This is a genomic window from Alicyclobacillus kakegawensis NBRC 103104 (assembly GCF_001552655.1).
In the GTDB taxonomy this organism is placed as follows: domain Bacteria; phylum Bacillota; class Bacilli; order Alicyclobacillales; family Alicyclobacillaceae; genus Alicyclobacillus_G; species Alicyclobacillus_G kakegawensis.
Genome location: NZ_BCRP01000002.1, coordinates 161376 through 179490 on the forward strand (window position 1 = coordinate 161376; position 18115 = coordinate 179490).

Here is an 18115-nt window from a genome sequence, read left to right on the forward strand (position 1 = left end):
GCTTTGTCAAACAGCTGGCCCGGACTCAGCCATCTCCGCAAATGCCTCAGCGACCGCCTGCAGAGTCTCGTCGACATCCCTATCCGAGTGCGGTTCGGAAACAAACCAGGCTTCGTATTTCGACGGCGCGATGAACACTCCACGCTTCAGCAGGGCGTGGAAGAAACGGGCAAACTGCCGGCTGTCGGTGGCCTGGGCCTGCGCGTAGTTGGTGACGGCGTGCCGCCCGAAGAAGACGGTGAAAGCCCCTTTCACGCGATTGATGATAATGTCGATCCCGGCGGCCTGGGCGGCCGCCAAGATTCCTTGCTCCAGGCGCTCACCGAGGCGCGAAAGGTGGTCGTAGAATCCCGGCCGCGCGAGCACCTCGAGACACGCCAAGCCGGCGCGCATGGACGCGGGATTGCCCGCCATCGTTCCCGCCTGGTAGGCGGGTCCTAGCGGAGCCACCAGTTCCATCACCTCGCGCCTGCCCCCATAGGCTCCTATCGGCAGTCCGCCGCCGATGATCTTGCCGAGCGCGTAGAGGTCCGGGTGGACACCGTACAGTTGCGCCGCGGTTCCATAATGAAAACGAAAAGCGGTGATGACTTCATCGAAGATGACCAGCGCCCCGTGCTGGTGCGCCTGCTCAATGACCGCCTTCAGGAATCCCTCCTTGGGCGGCACGATGCCGAAGTTGCCGACAATCGGCTCCACCAGGACGGCCGCCACATCCTCGCCGTGCGCCGCGAGCGCGGCGGACAGCGCCTCCAGGTCGTTGTACGGCACCGTGACAACCTCACCGGCGGTTCCGGCGGTCACGCCTGCACTGTCGGGGACGCCGATGGACGATGGGCCCGATCCGGCCGCCACCAGCATCAGGTCGGAGTGCCCGTGGTAGCACCCGGCGAATTTGATCACCTTGCTGCGTTGGGTTGCGGCCCGCGCCACGCGAATCGTGGTCATCACCGCTTCGGTGCCGGAATTGACGAAGCGAATCCGTTCCAAATCGGGCACGGCGGCGCGCAGACGCTCAGCGAACTCGACCTCCCAACGCGTCGGCGTCCCGTACAAGATGCCGTCGTACGTCGCCTGGCGCAGGGCCTCCATGACGTATGGGTGGGCGTGGCCGAGGATGCCTGGCCCGTAGGCTCCCAGGTAATCAATGTAACGGTTGCCGTCCACGTCAAAGAAGTACGCGCCTTCGCCGCGTTCCATGACAATCGGGACGCCTCCGCCGACCGACTTGAAGGACCGGGACGGGCTGTTCACGCCGCCGATGATGACGTCCTGGGCGCGGTCGAACCAGGCACGCGATTGGGTGATGTCTAGACTGCGAGCGTTCATGCCATGCTCTCCTTTGGTTCAAGGAATGTTGAAGCTGTCCTTGATGGTAACACACTTTTGCATGCCGGAAAGGGGCTTCGCGTACGCTAATGGGCAGCCGCTGCGGCTGGAGGTGGGGATGTGCGCAGGTCTGAGGTGCGAATCAACCAGGGTGCGCTGCTGTTGACCGAGGTATGCGATGCGGCGGGGGCGCAGAGACAGGCGGAGGATGAAAGTTTTCACGCACGGCCTGCGGAACCACTCTGGCATCCCGGAGAGCGGCCGGGGCGCTCGGGTCTGGTGCGAAGAAATTGACACCTCCGCGGTGTCTGCGTATAATTTGCAATTAATTGTCTCCGGCCGGAGCACAACCATTTTCGCACGAGCATATGGAGCCGATTTGATGACGAGGACGAGTACCCCCGTGTCTGTACCCAGAGAGACCTGTCCTGGCTGCGAGCAGGTTTACGGAGCGGGTGGGAACGACACCTCCGAGAACCTGTCTCAATGACCCACTTGAAGCGGTCCCAAGGGCAGGCGGCAGGCGCCCGTTACGCGCAGCGAGGGGAGTCGCGCCGCGCCTGGATTGGGTCTTTCAGGACATAGGTCAACAGGCAGGGCGGCTCAAGCAGGGTGGCACCGCGGAAGGCGAACGCTTTTCGTCCCTGCCGGTTGACGGCGGCGGACGGAAGGCGTTTTTTGTTGCCGCCATGGTTCGGCCGCCTCGCGGCCAACACGATTTCAAGAAAGAAGGTGAGGACATGCTGGTGCAACGGCCAAGAGGCACCTCGGATATTTTGCCGGCCACGATCGGCGCCTGGCGGCAGATAGAGGACGTGGTGCGCAGGACGTTTGCTGAGTATCACTACGCCGAGATTCGGACACCGATGTTTGAACACACGGAGCTGTTCGCGCGTGGTGTCGGGGAGACCACAGACATCGTCGAGAAGGAGATGTACACGTTCGAGGACCGCGGCGGCCGCAGTCTGACGCTGCGGCCGGAAGGCACCGCCGGCGTCATCCGCGCCTACGTGGAGAACAAGTTGTACGGACAGCCTGGCATCGCCAAGCTGTTCTATCTTGGACCGATGTTTCGCTATGAAAAGCCTCAGAAGGGACGCGAGCGCCAGTTCCACCAATACGGCTGCGAGGTGTTGGGGTCCGATTCACCCGCGTTGGATGCGGAAGTGGTCGCTTTGCACGTCTACCAGTTGCAGGAGGTAGGCGTCCAGGGAGCCACGGCGGTGCTGAACAGTGTCGGTTGCCCGGTTTGCCGGCCCCGGCACCGAGAGCAGATGCTGGCTCGGCTGCTCCCGGTCAAGGACCAGCTGTGCAGCGATTGCCAGAACCGTCTCGAGCGCAACCCGCTGCGCATTTTCGACTGCAAGAACGAGCGCTGCCAGCGGCTGCTGGTGGAGGCAGGGGCACCGACGATTCTGGAGTCGCTGTGCGCGGATTGCGAGGCCCACTTCGCCGCCGTGCGCCGCTATTTGGAGGCGCTCGGCGTGCCCTATAGGACCGACGCGCACCTGGTCCGAGGCCTGGATTACTACACGCGCACCGCGTGGGAAATCAAGGTGGAGGGCTTTGGCACCCTCGGCGGCGGCGGCCGCTACAACGCCCTGGTCCGTGAACTGGGCGGTCCCGAGACCCCGGGTGTCGGCTTCGGCACCGGCATGGAGCGGATTTTGCTCGTTCTCGCGGAACAAGGGGGCACAAGCCCCGCGGTGCGCCGAGACCTGGACGTGTACGTGGCTGTCGCCGACGAACAGGCGGACGTATACGCGATGCAGGTGCTCAAGACCCTGCGAGAGGCGGGGGTGCGGGCGGATCGCGATTACCAGGGCCGGTCCGTCAAGGCCCAGTTCAAGGCGGCTGATCGTGAGGGCGCACGCCTGGCGGTGGTGGTGGGTTCCAGTGAACAAGCGGAGCAACAGGTGACAGTGAAGGACCTGGTGAGTGGAGAGCAGTCGACCATCCCGCTGTCGGAGCTGGTGGCGGCTGTACAGAAGCTCGAGGAGGCATCGGTATGAGCGCGCAGACACTGACTCGTACACACATGGTGCGGGAGACGCTGGAGGTTGCGCCCGGGAGTGTGGTGACCCTGAGCGGTTGGGTCAGCCGGCGGCGCGACCTCGGCAGCATCGTGTTCATCGACCTGCGCGACCGCAGTGGCGTCATCCAACTCGTCTTTGACGCCGCAAAAGGCACCCCACGGGCGGCCCTGGAGCTGGCCGGGCAACTGCGGAGCGAGTATGTGATTGCGGCGCGGGGGACCGTGGTGGCGCGCGATGAGCAGTCGGTGAACCCGAAAATCGAAACCGGGCGCATTGAGGTGGCGGTGGAGGCGCTGGAGGTCATCAACGAGTCGAAGACGCCGCCGTTCTATATCCAAGATGGCCTGGACGTGGACGAGGCCGTGCGCTTGCGCTACCGTTACCTGGACCTGCGCCGGCCCGAGATGTTGCGGATGTTGCGGCTGCGCCACGAGGTGGCGCGGGCGATGCGCCGCTACCTGGACGACCACGGGTTTCTCGAAATTGAGACGCCGATGCTTACGCGCAGCACGCCGGAAGGCGCCCGCGACTATCTCGTGCCCAGCCGCCTGCAGCCGGGCGAGTTCTACGCCCTGCCGCAATCGCCGCAGCTGTTCAAGCAGCTCTTGATGGTCGCCGGTGTGGAGCGTTACTATCAGATGGCGCGCTGTTTCCGCGATGAGGACCTGCGCGCGGACAGGCAGCCGGAGTTCACCCAGTTTGACATCGAGCAGTCGTTCATCCCGCAGGAGACCTTCCAGTCGATGATGGAAGAGATGATGGTCGAGGTGTTCCGCAGCGTCCTCGGCGTCGAATTGCCGACCCCGTTCCCGCGCATGAGCTACCAGGAGGCCATGGAGCGGTACGGATCGGACAAACCCGATCTGCGCTTTGGCCTCGAGCTGGTGGACCTGTCCGATTTGGTGGCCGACAGCGAATTCCGCGTCTTCCGCGACGCGCTGGCCGCGGGCGGCGTCGTCAAGGCCGTGCGCGCTCCCAAGTGCGCAGGTTTCACCCGCAAGCAGACGGACGAGTGGAACCAGTTCGCCGCGGCCCATGGCCTGCCGGGGCTGGCGACCATCGCCCTGACGGAGAGTGGCGTCAAGTCGTCCATCGGCAAGTTCTTCAGCGCCGAGGCGCTGGCCAATATGGCCGCCCGGGCGGGGGCGGAGACTGGAGATCTGGTGTTCATCGCTGCCGGCCCGCGGGCGGTGGTGCTGCCGGCGCTGGGCGCGGTGCGCAGCCGTCTCGGCGCGGACCTGGAACTGCTGGAGCCTGGGTTTCGCTTCCTCTGGGTGGTGGATTTCCCACTGTTGGAGTACGACCCGGAGGAGGGGCGCTATGTCGCCATGCACCACCCGTTCACCATGCCGAAGTGGGAGGACCTTGATTTGCTGCGCACCGATCCGCTCGCCGTCCGGGCCCAAGCCTACGACCTGGTGCTCAACGGATTCGAGGTGGCGGGCGGGAGCATGCGCATCTACCGCCGGGAGATCCAAAACCAGATGTTTGAGCGGATTGGCTTCAGTCCCGAGGAAGCGTACGAGAAGTTCGGCTTTTTGTTGGATGCGTTCGAATACGGGACGCCGCCGCACGGAGGCATTGCTTTCGGGTTTGATCGGTTGGTGATGATTATGGGCGGGCGCAAGTCCCTGCGCGATTGCATCGCGTTCCCCAAGACCTCCAGCGGCACGGACCTGCTCACTGGCGCGCCCAGCGGGGTCAGTCCCGAGCAGTTGGCGGTGCTGGGCTTGCGCACAACAGCAGGCTCGGGCGCGGTCGGTGCTGGGCGCGGGTAAAATCGGGACCGAACCCAGAATGTGTGGCACTTGACCGCACTTGCGGAGGTGGGGCCGAGGGTGATACGATAGTCACACAACCGATGACGCCCTGCGCTGTTGGTGCAAGCCTCTTCGTTTTGAGCCAACACCCATTTGAGAGGGAGTTCGGAGTCTCTTTCGTGAACACCTGCCTCGGGAACGAGGACTTGTCTCACGGCGGAGCAGGACACCCACCTGCGAGAGCAGGTTCAAAACCCCAGGTTTCACGGCAGGAGCGGGGCGCATCGCGATACATAGCAAAAGCGGCAACGTGGATGTGACGCGTTGCCTTTTCCATTGTCGACAAATTTATCCGGTTTCTGCGCGGATGCGCGCGGTTGGCAGACACGCCCGGTATGTGCGTGCATAGGTTGCCGGCGATGGACTGGACTGGCTATAATAGGTTAATGTTGAGTAGGTTACTGGGAAATTAAGATTGGACTGCGGCCGCATCCGGTCGGTCGACGCAGACGGGCAGGTCGATAGCATTGGATTTGTTTACGTGGCAGGCGCAACAGGAGGAACAGGAAAACGCGCCGCTGGCGCACCGCATGCGGCCGCGCCGGTTTGACGAGGTGGTCGGGCAGCCGCACCTGGTCGGACGCGGCAGCACGCTGCGGCGAGCGATTGAATCGGGCCGGCTGGTGTCCGTCCTGTTGTACGGCCCGCCTGGCACCGGCAAGACCACGCTGGCCCAGGTCATCGCCAACGAGACCAGGGCGCGTTTTGAGAGCCTGAACGCGGTCTCCGCCGGGGTGGCGGAAATCCGCCAGGTGGTGCAGGCCGCCAAGGACGAACAGGCTATGTACCACCGTCGGACCCTGTTGTTCATCGATGAAATTCACCGTTTCAACAAGGCCCAGCAGGACGCGCTTTTGCCTCATGTGGAGGCCGGGCTTCTGACGCTGATTGGCGCCACGACGGAGAATCCGCACATTCACGTCAACCCGGCGCTGGTGAGCCGCTCGCACGTTTTTCGCCTGCGTCCGTTGTCGGAGTCGGACCTTAAGGAGTTGATTGAGCGCGCCCTGGCCGACGAGGAACGCGGGCTCGGCCGTTACCAGGTCACGCTGACCGAAGAGGCGCGGACCGCGCTCATCCGCTACGCCGGCGGCGACGCGCGGCGGGCGCTCAACGCGCTGGAGATGGCGGTCATGTCGTCGACGCTCGCCCCGGACGGGCGCACAGAGGTCACCCTGGCCGACGTGCGGACAGTGGTTCAGCAGCGGCATGTCCTTTACGACCGAGACGGTGACGAGCACTACGACACCATTTCCGCCTTCATCAAGTCGGTGCGCGGATCGGACGCGGATGCCGCCTTGCTCTGGTTGGCGAAAATGATTGAGGGCGGGGAGGACCCGCGGTTTATTGCCAGGCGGCTTATCATCCTGGCTTCCGAGGACATCGGCAATGCCGATCCGCATGCCTTGCCGCTGGCGGTTGCGGCCCTGCACGCCGTAGAGGCGATTGGTATGCCGGAGGGGCGCATCCCGCTCGCCCAAGTGACCACATACCTGGCGACGGCGCCCAAATCGAACCACGCCTATCGTGGCATCAACCAAGCCCTGGCGGACGTGCGGAGCGGGATTCCCTTGACCGTGCCCGCCCACTTGCGTGGGACCGGCTACAAGGGGGCGGCGCACTTAGGCAGCGGCGTCGGCTACAAGTATCCGCACGATTATCCAGGGCGGTATGTAGAGCAAAATTATTGGCCAGAGGGGGTCGAGCCGCGGGTGTATTACGAAGCCGAGGCGGTCTGTCCGCCGGCCCCGGGACAGCCGGAGAACGGACGAGCCAGTCAACCGACAGACCGGCGGGGGGTGACAAGATGAAGATATCGACAAAAGGACGCTACGGCCTCATGTTGATGGTCGACCTGGCCGCGAGCGAGGGGAACACTCCGGTTTCTGTCAAATCGATTGCGGAGCGCCAGTCGCTCTCCGAGCATTACCTGGAACAGTTGATTGCGCCCCTGCGCAACGCCGGGTTGGTGCGCAGCATCCGCGGCGCCTACGGCGGGTACGTGTTGGCCAAAGGCAAAAATGAGATCACCGTGAAGGATGTCATTTTGACCTTGGAAGGGCCGTTGGAGCTGGTGGACGACGACATCGATGACGGTTTTGACGAGTTGTGGGAGCGCCTGCGGCAGGCGATTCTGTCCGTGTTGGAAGGGTTGACGCTGGAAGACTTGGTCAACATGAAGGACAAATACAACGGGACCTTCATGTATTATATTTGACCTGTCCGCCCGGTCGTCCGCCGGTCAGTGCGCGCAAGTCGCACCCTGGTTCCACAACGTGGCTCCAGGGGCTGCGGCTTTTTCTCTCGTCTATGCCAAAGACAGGGGGGTGGATTCGTGATTTATCTCGACAATGCGGCCACAACCAAGCCCTATCCGGAAGTGGTGGCGACGGTGCAGCAGTGGCTGACCGCCCCCCCTGGCAATCCGTCCAGCCTGCACCAGGGTGGGCGGCGCATGCGCGGGGCGATAGACCAGGCGCGTTCCGAATTAGCCGCGCTGTTGGGCTGCGAAGCCAAGGAGTTGGTGTTCACCAGCGGTGGCACCGAATCGGTTCAGGCCGCCCTGGTGGGGGCGTTCTTGGCGGCGGGGGGCCAGGGCAGCGTGGTGGTTTCGGCGGTGGAACACCATGCGGTTCTGCACACCTGTGAGTGGCTGGAAGGCTTGGGAGCCCGGGTGGTGAAGGTTGGCGTGGACCGCGCCGGACGCGTGCGCGTGGATGAACTGCTGTCCGCGCTGGAACCGGACACGCGCGTTGTCTCGCTGATGGCCGTCAACAACGAGCTCGGCACGCTGCAGCCGGTGCGTGAGGTGGCGCGCCTGGTGCGTGCCCGGCTGCCGCAGGTGGTCGTCCACTCGGACATGGTGCAGGCGCTGGGGGTCGTGGACCTCGGCCCGGACCTGTTGGGCGTGGATTTGGCCAGTTTTTCCGCGCACAAGGTGCATGGGCCGCAGGGAGTCGGGCTGCTGTACGTGCGCCAAGGGGCGCGGTGGACGCCTGTGCTGCGCGGCGGGGCCCAGGAGCGGGACCGGCGGGCGGGCACGGAAAACGTGGCCGGCATCGCCGGTTTCGGGGCAGCGGCCAAACGCCTGAGCGGGACGCGGGAGCATCGCCTGCGTCTTCTTGCGCGTCTGCGCCAGCAGTTCCTGCGCGCGCTGGAAGGCATCCCTGGCGTGTGGGTGAACAGTCCGCCTGATGCCTCACCAGCCATCGTGAATGTGAGTTTTTCCGGCGTTCGCAATGACACCTTGTTGATGCGCCTGGATATGGAGGGGGTCGCCGCGTCCGCTGGAGCGGCTTGTTCTGCGGGCAGTCTGGAGCCCAGCCACGTCCTTTTGGCGTGCGGGTTGCCGCGGGAGCGGGTGGCATCGGCCGTGCGCTTCAGTTTTGCGGAAGACACCAGGGAAGAGGATGTGCGGAGGGCGGCGGAGACACTGGCCCGAGTGGTCTTGGAGCTTCGGAAAACTATCTGATTGTATGCCGCAGAGAAACGTGTTTTCCCTTGCCACGCTTGGAAGTTGCTGTGACTGTACCAATTCCTGCATTGCAACAGTGGGGGGAGATGGTTTACCATATCCCTAGGTTTTCGTATGCACTTGTTTCTGTATACGAAATATTCATCTGTATAAGTTTTCTGAAAGAGGTTGCTCTCTTTCTGACTCCTCATCCGTTTGCCGGCTGGTGCAAGTGGATAAGATAAGATTAGGATTCTCGGTAAAGGGGACGGAACCATGAGGTGTCCACATTGTAACTGTCGGGATGTCGGAAGGATTGGTGCCAACCAGTATTACTGCTGGGGTTGTTTCATGGAGTTCAACGTCGCCGGCGAAGAGGTCAAGGTCTACGAGGTGGCCGAAGATGGGTCCTTGGTGGCCGTGGACCAGCTGGAAGGGCCTTCGCTGGGTTTGGGTTCAGAAGCCGTATAGGCCATCGCACACCCGCCAGGGCGTACGGGAAGCAACCGTGCGCTCCTTTTTGCGCCCTTTTAATGGGTGGATTTGCCGCCCGCCGGCAGACCGAACAGTCCTACGGCTGAAGCGGCCAGGCCGACGAACAGGGAGGTCAGGATATAGACGGCGGCCGCCTGCAGGCGCCGTTCGCGCAACAGGATGACCGATTCGTAGCAGAACGTGGAGAAGGTTGTATACGCCCCGCACAGTCCGGTTCCGAGCAGCAGCATGGCGGTGGGCGCCAACCCGCTGGGCAGCCAGACTCCTAGGCAGCGTGTCAGCCATCCTAACAAAAACGAACCGCTCACGTTGATGACGAGCGTCGCCAACGGAAAGGACACCACCAGTCGTTCCGACACCCAGCGCGACAGTTGGTAGCGCAGCAGGGCACCGACGACGCCTCCGATACCCACCCAGAAAAATGGCATCCTTACGCCTCCTCGCTCACATCATCCGCCAGGCTGAGGCGGTTTTGCCGATGGGCGAGGACAAAGCCCACCGCCGCAAGCGCGAGTCCGCCGGCAAAGGACAGGAACACGTACAGCAGCGCCCATAGATAAGCGTGCGCGGCCAGCAGCGACCACACCTCGCTGGTGAACGTGGAGAAGGTCGTAAACGCCCCGACCAGCCCAGTGCCAATGCCCAGCCGCAGGTGCGGATGGATGGCGACGCGTTCCAGTGTGATGGTATAAAACCACGCTAGAAAAAAACTGCCCGCCAGATTGATGCCCAAGGTCGCCGCCGGGAAGCCGTGCACCGTACCGACCCATTCGCTGATCAGGTAGCGGAGGCAGGCGCCGATGCCCCCACCCAGAGCGACCGCTAAGTACGGCATGAGCAGCCCCCTTTCCGTCCAGGCGTGCGCCCGGAGCGCAGCTTGAGTATACGAAATTGGAGCGGTTGTGAACAAGCCGACGCGACCGTGCGCAGCCGCCATACGGCGTCTCCGAATGGAATGCGGACCAGCCTGCATATACTGGAAAAGGGAGCTTGTTCGCTGGGCCGGCAGGGGGGGATGAGGCTTGAACGTCAGCGATCGTTACCTGCGTTTCGTGACGGCTGTCTTCGTCACCTTGCTCTGCCTGTATTTGATCGGCCAACTGCGCGCTTTCTTCGGGGACATTTGGGATGTCATCAAGGTGGTTCTGATTCCGTTTTTGGCCGCCCTCATCATTTCCTACATCTTGCAGCCGATTGTCGAGCTCCTGGCCCGGCGGAGAGTGCCGCGGGCCGCCGCGATTGCCCTGATTTACATCTCTTTCATCCTCGTCCTGGCGGTGATTGTGGTCAACTGCATCCCGCTGGTCTCGCAGCAACTCAATCAACTGATTGTTCACCTCCCCGCCTTGGCGCGGCGCGTCGACAGCTGGCTCGACAACGTGTCCGCGCACACGCGCTACTTGCCGGACGCGCTGCGCAAATCGGTGGAAGCGGCGACTGATCGCCTGGAGGAACGGGTCAGCAGCTGGGCCAGCCGGCTGATCTCCGGGCTGAGCGGCACGCTGAACGCTGTGTTTGTGGCGTTCACCATCCCGTTTTTGGTGTTTTACATGCTCAAGGACGCCCGCGCCATCGGGCGTGCCATGGTGCGGCTGTGCCCGGCCCGGCACCGTGACCAGGTGCGCCAGATTCTCGCCGGGATTGACACCACCTTAGGGCGCTACGTGCGCGGCCAACTGTTGGTGATGCTGGTGGTCGGGGTTCTGACTTACGCGGGGCTCTTGATTGTCCACATGCCGTACGCTCTACTGTTGGCCCTGCTGATGGCGCTCATGGATCTGGTCCCCTACATCGGCCCCTTCTTGGGCGCGACTCCGGCCGTGCTGTTGGCATTTGCCATCAGTCCTCAGATGGCCTTGAAGGTGATGATTGTCAATGCTCTGGTGCAGCAGCTGGAGGGTAATCTGATTTCCCCGCAGATCATGGGCCGCACCCTGGATCTGCATCCGATGCTGATTGTCGCGGCCATTCTCGTGGGCGGTGAGGTGGGCGGCATGCTGGGCCTAATTGCGGCGGTGCCGCTGGTGGCCGTGATCAAAGTCGCCTGGCAACAGATCCGCGCTTACCGTCACCGCGCCGAGTAGGCCGGGCGAGACGTTCTCCCTGGACACGCGGCGCCCGCGCATGGCAAAATGGGCGTGATCCTACACGGTTGGGCATTGTTGGGGCGCTGGGCTGAGAACGGACGGGTGCGGCGAGGGCTGGGCACAGGAGGGCGGGGCGAATCGATGCACAAAGCGATCACGCTGGTTGCGCTGGTGGACGGTGTGCTGTTTGTGGCCATGGCCGTCTGGCGGGCCCTACAATCTATGCCCGGCGGTTGGATGCCGGTCTATGAGGCGCTGGCGGCGCTGGGCCTGGTTCTCGGGGTGTACGGCTTTGTTCTGCTCATCCGCTCTCCGCAGCGCCATCTGCGCACCGCTACCCTGTGCGTCCTGTTCGCCCTCGCTCCCGGTTGCCAGGCGCTGGTCAGCCTGCTGAGCTGGATCGGCGGCCAGCCGGTGTGAAGCGGGCCGTTGAGTGTTTGACAAGTTCTTTTTCCAGTGTGTAAAATAGGGCGGAAATTACCGTGTTCACGGACACGTCTATCGGCACAAGCGATGAAGGACCCAAGTAGGCCGGGTTGCGGGCGCTCAGAGAGGGCGCTCATGGCTGCGAGGCACCCCGCCCGTCCGGCCCAAGCCAGTCTGGAGCGTGAACCACCGGGATCCGCCCGTTACCGCGGGATACGAGTGACGCGCACCCAGGGCTCGGGTGCGCGTAATCAGGGTGGTACCGCGAGCAACTCCTCTCGTCCCTGCCGGGATGCGGGGAGTTTTTTGGTGAACAGGCGAATGGAGGATTCGGTATATGAAACGGTTGAGTGGACAAGACATTCGGAGGCTCTACAAGCAGTTTTTTGCGGAGCGCGGGCACCTGGTGTTCCCTAGCGCCAGCCTGGTTCCCCACGACGACCCCACGCTGCTATGGATCAACGCCGGCATGGCGCCGCTCAAACCTTACTTTGACGGTCGCGAGATTCCCGAGCGGCCGCGCATCGTCAGCTCGCAAAAGTGCATTCGCACCAATGACATTGAAAACGTCGGCCATACGGCCCGCCACCAGACCTTCTTCGAGATGCTCGGCAATTTTTCCTTCGGCGATTACTTCAAGCGCGAGGCCATCACCTGGGCGTGGGAGTTCCTTACCCAGTATCTGGAAATGGATCCCGAGCGGCTGTCGGTGACGGTGCATGTCAGCGACGACGAGGCCTATCAGATCTGGCACCAGGAGGTGGGATTGCCCGACGAGCGGATTGTCCGCGGAGAAGAGGACAACTTCTGGGAGATCGGCGAAGGTCCCTGCGGGCCCTGCTCGGAGATCTTTTATGACCGCGGCGAGTCGTTTGGCTGCGGCCGGGCGGACTGCGGTCCGGGGTGCGATTGTGACCGCTTCCTTGAGATCTGGAACCTGGTGTTCACCCAGTACAACAAGGACAAGGCGGGCGAATACACCCCGCTGCCAAAGCGAAACATCGACACCGGCATGGGCTTGGAGCGGATGGCGTCGGTGCTGCAGGAGGTCGACAGCAACTTCGAGACCGACCTGTTCCGGCCTCTTCTTGACCAGACGGCCGCCATCAGCGGCCTGCCGTTCGGCAAGGACCCGGGGCGGGATGTGCACTTTAAAATTATCGCCGATCACATCCGCACGGCCGCGTTTGCGGTCGGGGACGGGGTGCTGCCGGGCAACGAGGGGCGCCACTACATTATCCGCCGCTTGCTCCGGCGGGCCGTGCGCAGCGGCCGCAAGCTCGGGCTCGAAAAGCCGTTCTTGCATCAGCTTGTGCCGGTGGTCGCCGACATCATGGGCGCGGACTACCCGGAGCTGCGGGAGAAGCTAGACCTCATCCGGCGTGTCGTGCGCACGGAGGAGGAGCGGTTCCAGGCGACGTTGGCGGAGGGCGAGGCGTTGCTCCTGCAGTTGGTCGAGGACATTCGCAAGCGCGGCGGGGACCGGCTGTCGGGGACAGAGGCGTTTCGGCTTTACGACACGTTCGGGTTCCCCGTCGACCTGACGGAGGAGATCGCAAAGGAACACGGGGTGGCTGTCGACCGCGCGGGTTTCGAGGCCGAGTTGGAAGCCCAACGGGAGCGGGCGCGCGCTGCGCGGCAGTCGGTTGAAGGCATGAACGCGACGCGCGGGGCGCTGGAGACCATCACGGCGCCAAGCCGCTTTGTCGGATACGAGCGCCTGGAGTGCGACGCGACCGTGCTGGCCATTGTCCGGGACGGCAAGCGAGTGGATACGGCCGAGGACGGGGCCGAGGTGCAGGTTATCCTCGATGAGACGCCGTTTTACGCGGAGAGTGGCGGGCAAATCGCCGATTCCGGCCGGCTCCTGGGCGAGCATGTGCAGATGACCGTGCTCGACGTGCAAAAAGCGCCGCACGGGCAGAACGTGCACACGGTGCGGGTGGACTCCGGATCGTTAGCGACGGGGGACCACGTGCACGCGGTGGTGGATGCGGCCGCGCGTCGGGACATCACCAAAAACCACACGGCCACCCACTTGCTGCACAAAGCGTTGCGCGAGGTGTTGGGGAGTCACGTGGCCCAGGCGGGGTCCCTGGTCGAGCCTGACCGGCTGCGCTTTGACTTCTCCCACTTTGGCGCGCTCAGCAAAGAAGAGTGGGCGCGCGTGGAGGAACTCGTCAATGAAGCGATTTGGCGCGATGACAAGGTGGAGATCTTCGAAGCTGACCTGGATGAGGCCAAGGCCATGGGGGCCATGGCCCTGTTCGGGGAAAAGTACGGGAAGCGGGTGCGCGTGGTAAAGGCGGGCGATTGGAGCATCGAGCTGTGCGGTGGCTGCCACGTCGAACGCACCGGCCTGATTGGCCAGTTTCGCATCGTCTCCGAATCGGGCATCGGCTCCGGCGTGCGCCGCATCGAAGCGGTCACCGGCCGCGGAGCCTACCGCCACGCCCTCAGCCGCGAGCGGTTGCTGGAGGAGACGGCGCAGCGGCTGAAAACAACGCCGGCCGACTTGGTCGGGCGGGTGGAGCGCGTGTTGGCCGATGCGGCCGAGAGAGACCGCGAGTTGGCGTCGCTGCGCAGCCGGTTGAGCCAGGCGCGGACGCAGGAGCTGGCCCAGCAGGTGGTCACTGTGGCCGGCGTGCCGGTTGTCGCGGCGGTGGTTGCCGACACCGACATGGAGGGCCTGCGGCAGTTGGCGGACGGGCTGCGTGAACGCCTGGCGAGCGCTGTGATTGTCCTCGGCAGCCAGAGCGGCGGCAAGGTGCAGCTGGTGGCGGCGGTGTCTCCGGACCTGCAGCCGCGCGGTCTGCACGCCGGGCAGATTATCCGGCAGGTCGCGGCGGTGACCGGCGGCGGCGGGGGCGGCCGCGCCGATATGGCGCAGGCAGGTGGTCGCGATGCGGCGAAACTGCCACTGGCCATCGAGCGGGTGCCAGAGATCGTCGCGGACGCGGTCAAGGTCAGCGGCTGACAAGCCGCAAAGGCGATGGGGAAGGGGTCCCCGTCTTGCACGAAAATACAGTACAATGTATGGGGAACGGTAGACGGGGGGTAGGTGTTCTATGGTGTTTCGATCCGACGAGACGATGCGGTTTCAGTCGCGGTTGGAAAACACGGAGGCGCGGCGGGCGTTTCAGCTGGCGTACCGGGCATTGTCAGAGAAAGGGTACAACCCGGTGTACCAGATAGCGGGTTATCTCATTTCGGGGGACCCGGCATACATCACCAGTCACCTGGATGCGCGCAATACCATTCGCCGCATCGAGCGGGACGAGCTGATAGAGGAACTGGTGCGGTGTTATGCCGAGCATGTACAGGATGAGGGTCCTCGGCATTGACTACGGTCGGGCCCGCATCGGCGTGGCGGTCAGTGATCCGACCGGTCTGTTTGCGCAAGGTCTCACGGTCATCCCCAGGCGGACAGATGAGGCAGCGGCCGCGGAGATTGCGCGCATCGCCCGCGAGCAGGCGGCCGAGTTGATTGTCGTCGGCCTGCCGCGGAGGATGGACGGATCGCTCGGCGAGCGGGCGGCTCAGTGTCAGGCGTTTGCTGAGCGCGTCGCCAGTGCCGCCGGATTGCCGGTGGACCTGTACGACGAACGGCTGACCACGGTGAGCGCCGAGCGCACGCTGATTGACGCGGACGTTGGGCGAGCAAGACGCCGGCAGGTGGTGGACAAGCTGGCCGCGGCGTTGATGCTGCAAGGATGGCTGGACAGCCGGCGGAAACGGGCAACGGATGATGGGAGCGGGTCATGATTGTCACTTTTTCCGAGGAGACGTTCGGACAGCCAAGTCGATGAGGCGAAGCGGCACCGTTGGTGGTGGTGGCTTGTGCCGGCGGCGGCCGTCGTTGTCGCCGGGATCGCATTTGCCGGATGGGCCGGCCTGAATCTCCGCCCTCCCGCGAGCGACGAAGGCAACGTATTGGTGATGGTGCAGCCAGGTGAATCTGTTGCCGAGGTCGCGGACCAACTCCAGAACAAGGGGCTGATTCGCAGCGCCACCCTGTTTCGCTGGTACGTGAGCTACGTGCACAAGGGGCAAGAGGTCAAGGCGGGTGCATACCGCCTAACCTACGGACAGACATTGCCGCAATTGGTGACGGCGCTGACGGAAGGCACGGAGGCGGCCACGATTCGGGTGACCATCCCGGAGGGGTTCACAGTGACGCAGATCGCCGACCGGCTGGCGGCGGCAGGGGTGGTCAAGCGCCAGGCGTTTTTGCAGGAGGTGCAATCGGGGCACTTCGACGAACCTTTTTTGGCCGACATCGGCCATGGCCCGCAGGTTCGGTGGCGGCTGGAGGGATACTTGTTCCCGGATACATATGAGTTCACCAAGGGTGAGTCGGCGCACGCGGTCGTCGACGACATGCTGGCGGATTTCCAACGGCGCGTGGCGAGTGCCTACGGGCCGACGATGCGCAGGCAGGGGCAGTCCTTGAACCAGGTCGTTACGGAGGCGTCCTTGATAGAGAAGGAGGCCAAGGTAGACGCCGAACGGCCCCTCATCGCCAGCGTGATCAACAATCGGCTACACCACCACCCGCCCATGAAGTTGCAGATTGATGCGACAATCGAATACATACTGGGGCATCGTGACGTGGTGACGGTTGAGGACACGCACGTCGACAACCCGTACAATACGTACCTGCACCCCGGGTTACCACCCGGTCCCATCGCCAGTCCGGGACTCGCGTCCATCCGGGCTGTGCTCCATCCGGCCCACACCGACTACTTATATTACGTGGCGAAAAACGACGGCTCCGGGGAGCACTATTTCGCGACGACATACGCCCAGCAGTTGCACAATGAGGCCCGCAGCCAGCACAACCTGCACGCGCAATCCTAATTCAGACCGTCTTGATGTGGCTGGGAATGTAGGGGTTCTCGGCCGGGCATCCTGTCTCGTACGGGAGGTTGAAGACGCGAGACGTGGACGGCAGGCGCTGGTTGTGGATGGTGACGCTTTGGTGGGTTGTCCTGGCCGCCCTGTTGGGGCGGCTGTTTGTCGTCGCGGCCAACCCTCAGGCGGCGAGTCCAGGCATTGGGGACGAGCGTGAGGCGCGTTGGCGGATGGACTCCGAGCACTTCCACCCGTTGATGGTGGACGATGGGCGGGGACAGATTTTGTTTCGCAGCGGCCAGCCCTGGTCGGGGGTGAAGCGGTGGATTCAGTTCTCCTCAGCGGACGGGGCGAGATTGAACTGGCGGGTGCACACGGAAGCGCACTCGGGGCTTTTCAATCCCATCGTCGGTTGCATTGGGCTGCCCGACCATTGGCCGGATGCGGGCCGCTCGGTGTTGGAGCAGGGCCGCTCCGGGCTCGAGTACACGTTTGACCGCTGGCTGGCCGCGGGGCGGCCGGGGTTTGTCGCTCGGTTGGAGGATGCCCGCGGGCGGACGCGCGGCAGCTGGTATGCGCGCCCGGGTACCCCGGGAATCAATGTGCGCACAACGGTCGACGCGGCGTGGCAGGGCGAGGCCGAGGCTATCCTGGCAGAATCGGGAGCGAACCGGGCGGCGTTGGTCGTCTTGGATGTGGCCAGCGGAGATGTGCTGGCGATGGCCAGCCGCGATGTGTATAACCCTTGGCGCAACCACGCCGTGCAGCCGGAAACGCCCGGATCTGTATTCAAACTGGTCACGATGGCGGCGGCCCTGGAATCCTATCGTTTTCAGCCGGACGCGCGCTTTTTTTGCGCCGGCGCCGTCCCGTTGGCCGGAGTGCGTATGCGCTGTTGGCGCGCGCACGGTCGCGAGACGCTGACGCAAGCGTTGGCCGGTTCCTGCGATGTGGCGTTTGCGCTGGTGGGGGCTAAGGTCGGACCCGCCGGACTGCAGCTGATGGCCGAACGGCTCGGGCTCTACGGGACCGGACTGCAGACACACAGTGGGCTGCGCGTGCTGGCAGAGGCTGCCCCCGGCCGCGTGTTTGTGGCTCCGCGGCGGGACACAGGACTGCTCGCCAACACGGCCATCGGGCAGCAGGACGTCCGCATGTCCCCGCTGCAGGCGGCAAATCTGGCAGCCACCATCGCCCGCGGCGGGGTGTACCGGGACGCTCGCCTGGTCATCGACCTGGAGTCGCCTGCGGCGGGCCGGCGAGAGCTGACGCCCGGGCCCGGCCGGCGCGCCTTGTCGCCGGGAGTGGCCTATGCCGTCGGGCAGGCGATGCGGGCGGCTGTGCGAGATCCAGAGGGGACAGCGCGCGCTCTGGGCAGTCTGCCGGTGCCAGTGGCGGCAAAGACGGGGACGGCGGAATTGCCCCAGCCGGGGCGTGTCCACGCCTGGATGGTCGGCTATTTTCCCGCCTCCCGGCCCCGCATCGCCTTTTGCGTGGCAGTGTTCGACGCCCCCGAAGCGCCCTCGCACCACCAGGTGTTCACGGCGGTCCGCAAGCTGATCTGGTGGTACAGGCAGTTTCACAGTCCCGCCGACATACCTTAGGGATAGCGCG

The 18115-nt window shown here is 64.1% G+C and carries 18 protein-coding genes and 1 other RNA gene; 15 read left to right on the forward strand and 4 right to left on the reverse strand.

The features are described from left to right. Window positions 1–6: 6 nt before the first annotated feature. The gene (locus AK2_RS02265) at window positions 7–1329 is read right to left on the reverse strand and encodes a glutamate-1-semialdehyde 2,1-aminomutase (RefSeq protein WP_067930939.1); all 1323 of its coding nucleotides are present in this window, start codon (window positions 1327–1329) and stop codon (window positions 7–9) included. 120 nt (window positions 1330–1449) lie between these two features. On the opposite strand from AK2_RS02265, the gene AK2_RS16770 reads away from it, so the two are divergent. After that, window positions 1450–1623 (forward strand): hypothetical protein, encoded by a 174-nt coding sequence (locus AK2_RS16770; RefSeq protein WP_157076187.1) that lies wholly within the window; start codon window positions 1450–1452, stop codon window positions 1621–1623. Window positions 1624–1859: 236 nt separating this feature from the next. Here the strand turns inward: AK2_RS16770 and AK2_RS16775 are convergent, their stop codons facing one another. Next, window positions 1860–2081 (reverse strand): hypothetical protein, encoded by a 222-nt coding sequence (locus AK2_RS16775; RefSeq protein ID WP_157076188.1) that lies wholly within the window; start codon window positions 2079–2081, stop codon window positions 1860–1862. On the opposite strand from AK2_RS16775, the gene hisS reads away from it, so the two are divergent. The 7 genes from hisS (at window position 2070) to AK2_RS02300 (ending at window position 9110) form a co-directional block, all read left to right on the forward strand. Then, window positions 2070–3341 (forward strand): histidine--tRNA ligase, encoded by a 1272-nt coding sequence (hisS, locus tag AK2_RS02270; protein WP_067931179.1) that lies wholly within the window; start codon window positions 2070–2072, stop codon window positions 3339–3341. The two genes, AK2_RS16775 and hisS, sit on opposite strands and share 12 nt — an antisense overlap. Beyond that, window positions 3338–5143: an aspartate--tRNA ligase gene (gene aspS, locus AK2_RS02275; RefSeq protein WP_067930941.1), complete on the forward strand. Its 1806-nt coding sequence runs from the start codon at window positions 3338–3340 to the stop codon at window positions 5141–5143. The genes hisS and aspS overlap by 4 nt, the downstream gene beginning before the upstream one ends. Before the next feature lie 85 nt (window positions 5144–5228). Then, window positions 5229–5410, forward strand: a non-coding RNA gene (ssrS, locus tag AK2_RS02280) — 6S RNA. 242 nt (window positions 5411–5652) lie between these two features. Beyond that, window positions 5653–6996 (forward strand): replication-associated recombination protein A, encoded by a 1344-nt coding sequence (locus AK2_RS02285; RefSeq protein WP_083520767.1) that lies wholly within the window; start codon window positions 5653–5655, stop codon window positions 6994–6996. Further along, entirely contained in the window at window positions 6993–7403 is a 411-nt protein-coding gene (locus AK2_RS02290) for an RrF2 family transcriptional regulator (RefSeq protein ID WP_067930943.1), read from the forward strand. Before AK2_RS02285 ends, AK2_RS02290 begins: the two co-directional genes overlap by 4 nt. Window positions 7404–7520: 117 nt before the next feature. Further along, window positions 7521–8657 (forward strand): cysteine desulfurase family protein, encoded by a 1137-nt coding sequence (locus AK2_RS02295; protein WP_067930946.1) that lies wholly within the window; start codon window positions 7521–7523, stop codon window positions 8655–8657. A gap of 258 nt (window positions 8658–8915) precedes the next feature. After that, the gene (locus AK2_RS02300; RefSeq protein ID WP_067930949.1) at window positions 8916–9110 is read left to right on the forward strand and encodes a YrzR-like zinc ribbon domain; all 195 of its coding nucleotides are present in this window, start codon (window positions 8916–8918) and stop codon (window positions 9108–9110) included. A gap of 59 nt (window positions 9111–9169) precedes the next feature. Here the strand turns inward: AK2_RS02300 and crcB (AK2_RS02305) are convergent, their stop codons facing one another. Then, window positions 9170–9562, reverse strand: a complete 393-nt coding sequence (gene crcB / locus AK2_RS02305) for a fluoride efflux transporter CrcB (protein WP_067930952.1) — start codon at window positions 9560–9562, stop codon at window positions 9170–9172. 2 nt (window positions 9563–9564) lie between these two features. After that, window positions 9565–9969, reverse strand: coding sequence for a fluoride efflux transporter CrcB (crcB, locus tag AK2_RS02310; protein ID WP_067931182.1), 405 nt, complete (start codon window positions 9967–9969; stop codon window positions 9565–9567). A gap of 187 nt (window positions 9970–10156) precedes the next feature. On the opposite strand from crcB (AK2_RS02310), the gene AK2_RS02315 reads away from it, so the two are divergent. The 7 genes from AK2_RS02315 to AK2_RS02345 all read left to right on the forward strand — a co-directional run bounded on the left by AK2_RS02315 (window position 10157) and on the right by AK2_RS02345 (window position 18105). Further along, window positions 10157–11218, forward strand: coding sequence for an AI-2E family transporter (locus tag AK2_RS02315; RefSeq protein WP_067930955.1), 1062 nt, complete (start codon window positions 10157–10159; stop codon window positions 11216–11218). Between the two features lie 144 nt (window positions 11219–11362). Then, window positions 11363–11641, forward strand: coding sequence for a hypothetical protein (locus tag AK2_RS02320; protein WP_067930957.1), 279 nt, complete (start codon window positions 11363–11365; stop codon window positions 11639–11641). A 343-nt stretch (window positions 11642–11984) separates the two neighbouring features. Beyond that, window positions 11985–14624, forward strand: a complete 2640-nt coding sequence (alaS, locus tag AK2_RS02325) for an alanine--tRNA ligase (protein ID WP_067930960.1) — start codon at window positions 11985–11987, stop codon at window positions 14622–14624. Window positions 14625–14715: 91 nt separating this feature from the next. Then, complete coding sequence (locus tag AK2_RS02330; protein ID WP_067923057.1) at window positions 14716–14991, forward strand: IreB family regulatory phosphoprotein; 276 nt, start codon at window positions 14716–14718, stop codon at window positions 14989–14991. Continuing rightward, complete coding sequence (ruvX, locus tag AK2_RS02335) at window positions 14963–15412, forward strand: Holliday junction resolvase RuvX (protein WP_369406109.1); 450 nt, start codon at window positions 14963–14965, stop codon at window positions 15410–15412. Before AK2_RS02330 ends, ruvX begins: the two co-directional genes overlap by 29 nt. Then, complete coding sequence (gene mltG / locus AK2_RS02340; RefSeq protein ID WP_083520768.1) at window positions 15413–16507, forward strand: endolytic transglycosylase MltG; 1095 nt, start codon at window positions 15413–15415, stop codon at window positions 16505–16507. Window positions 16508–16575: 68 nt separating this feature from the next. Next, on the forward strand, window positions 16576–18105 hold the full coding sequence (locus AK2_RS02345) for a peptidoglycan D,D-transpeptidase FtsI family protein (protein WP_157076189.1): 1530 nt from the start codon (window positions 16576–16578) through the stop codon (window positions 18103–18105). The last annotated feature ends 10 nt before the right edge of the window (window positions 18106–18115 follow it).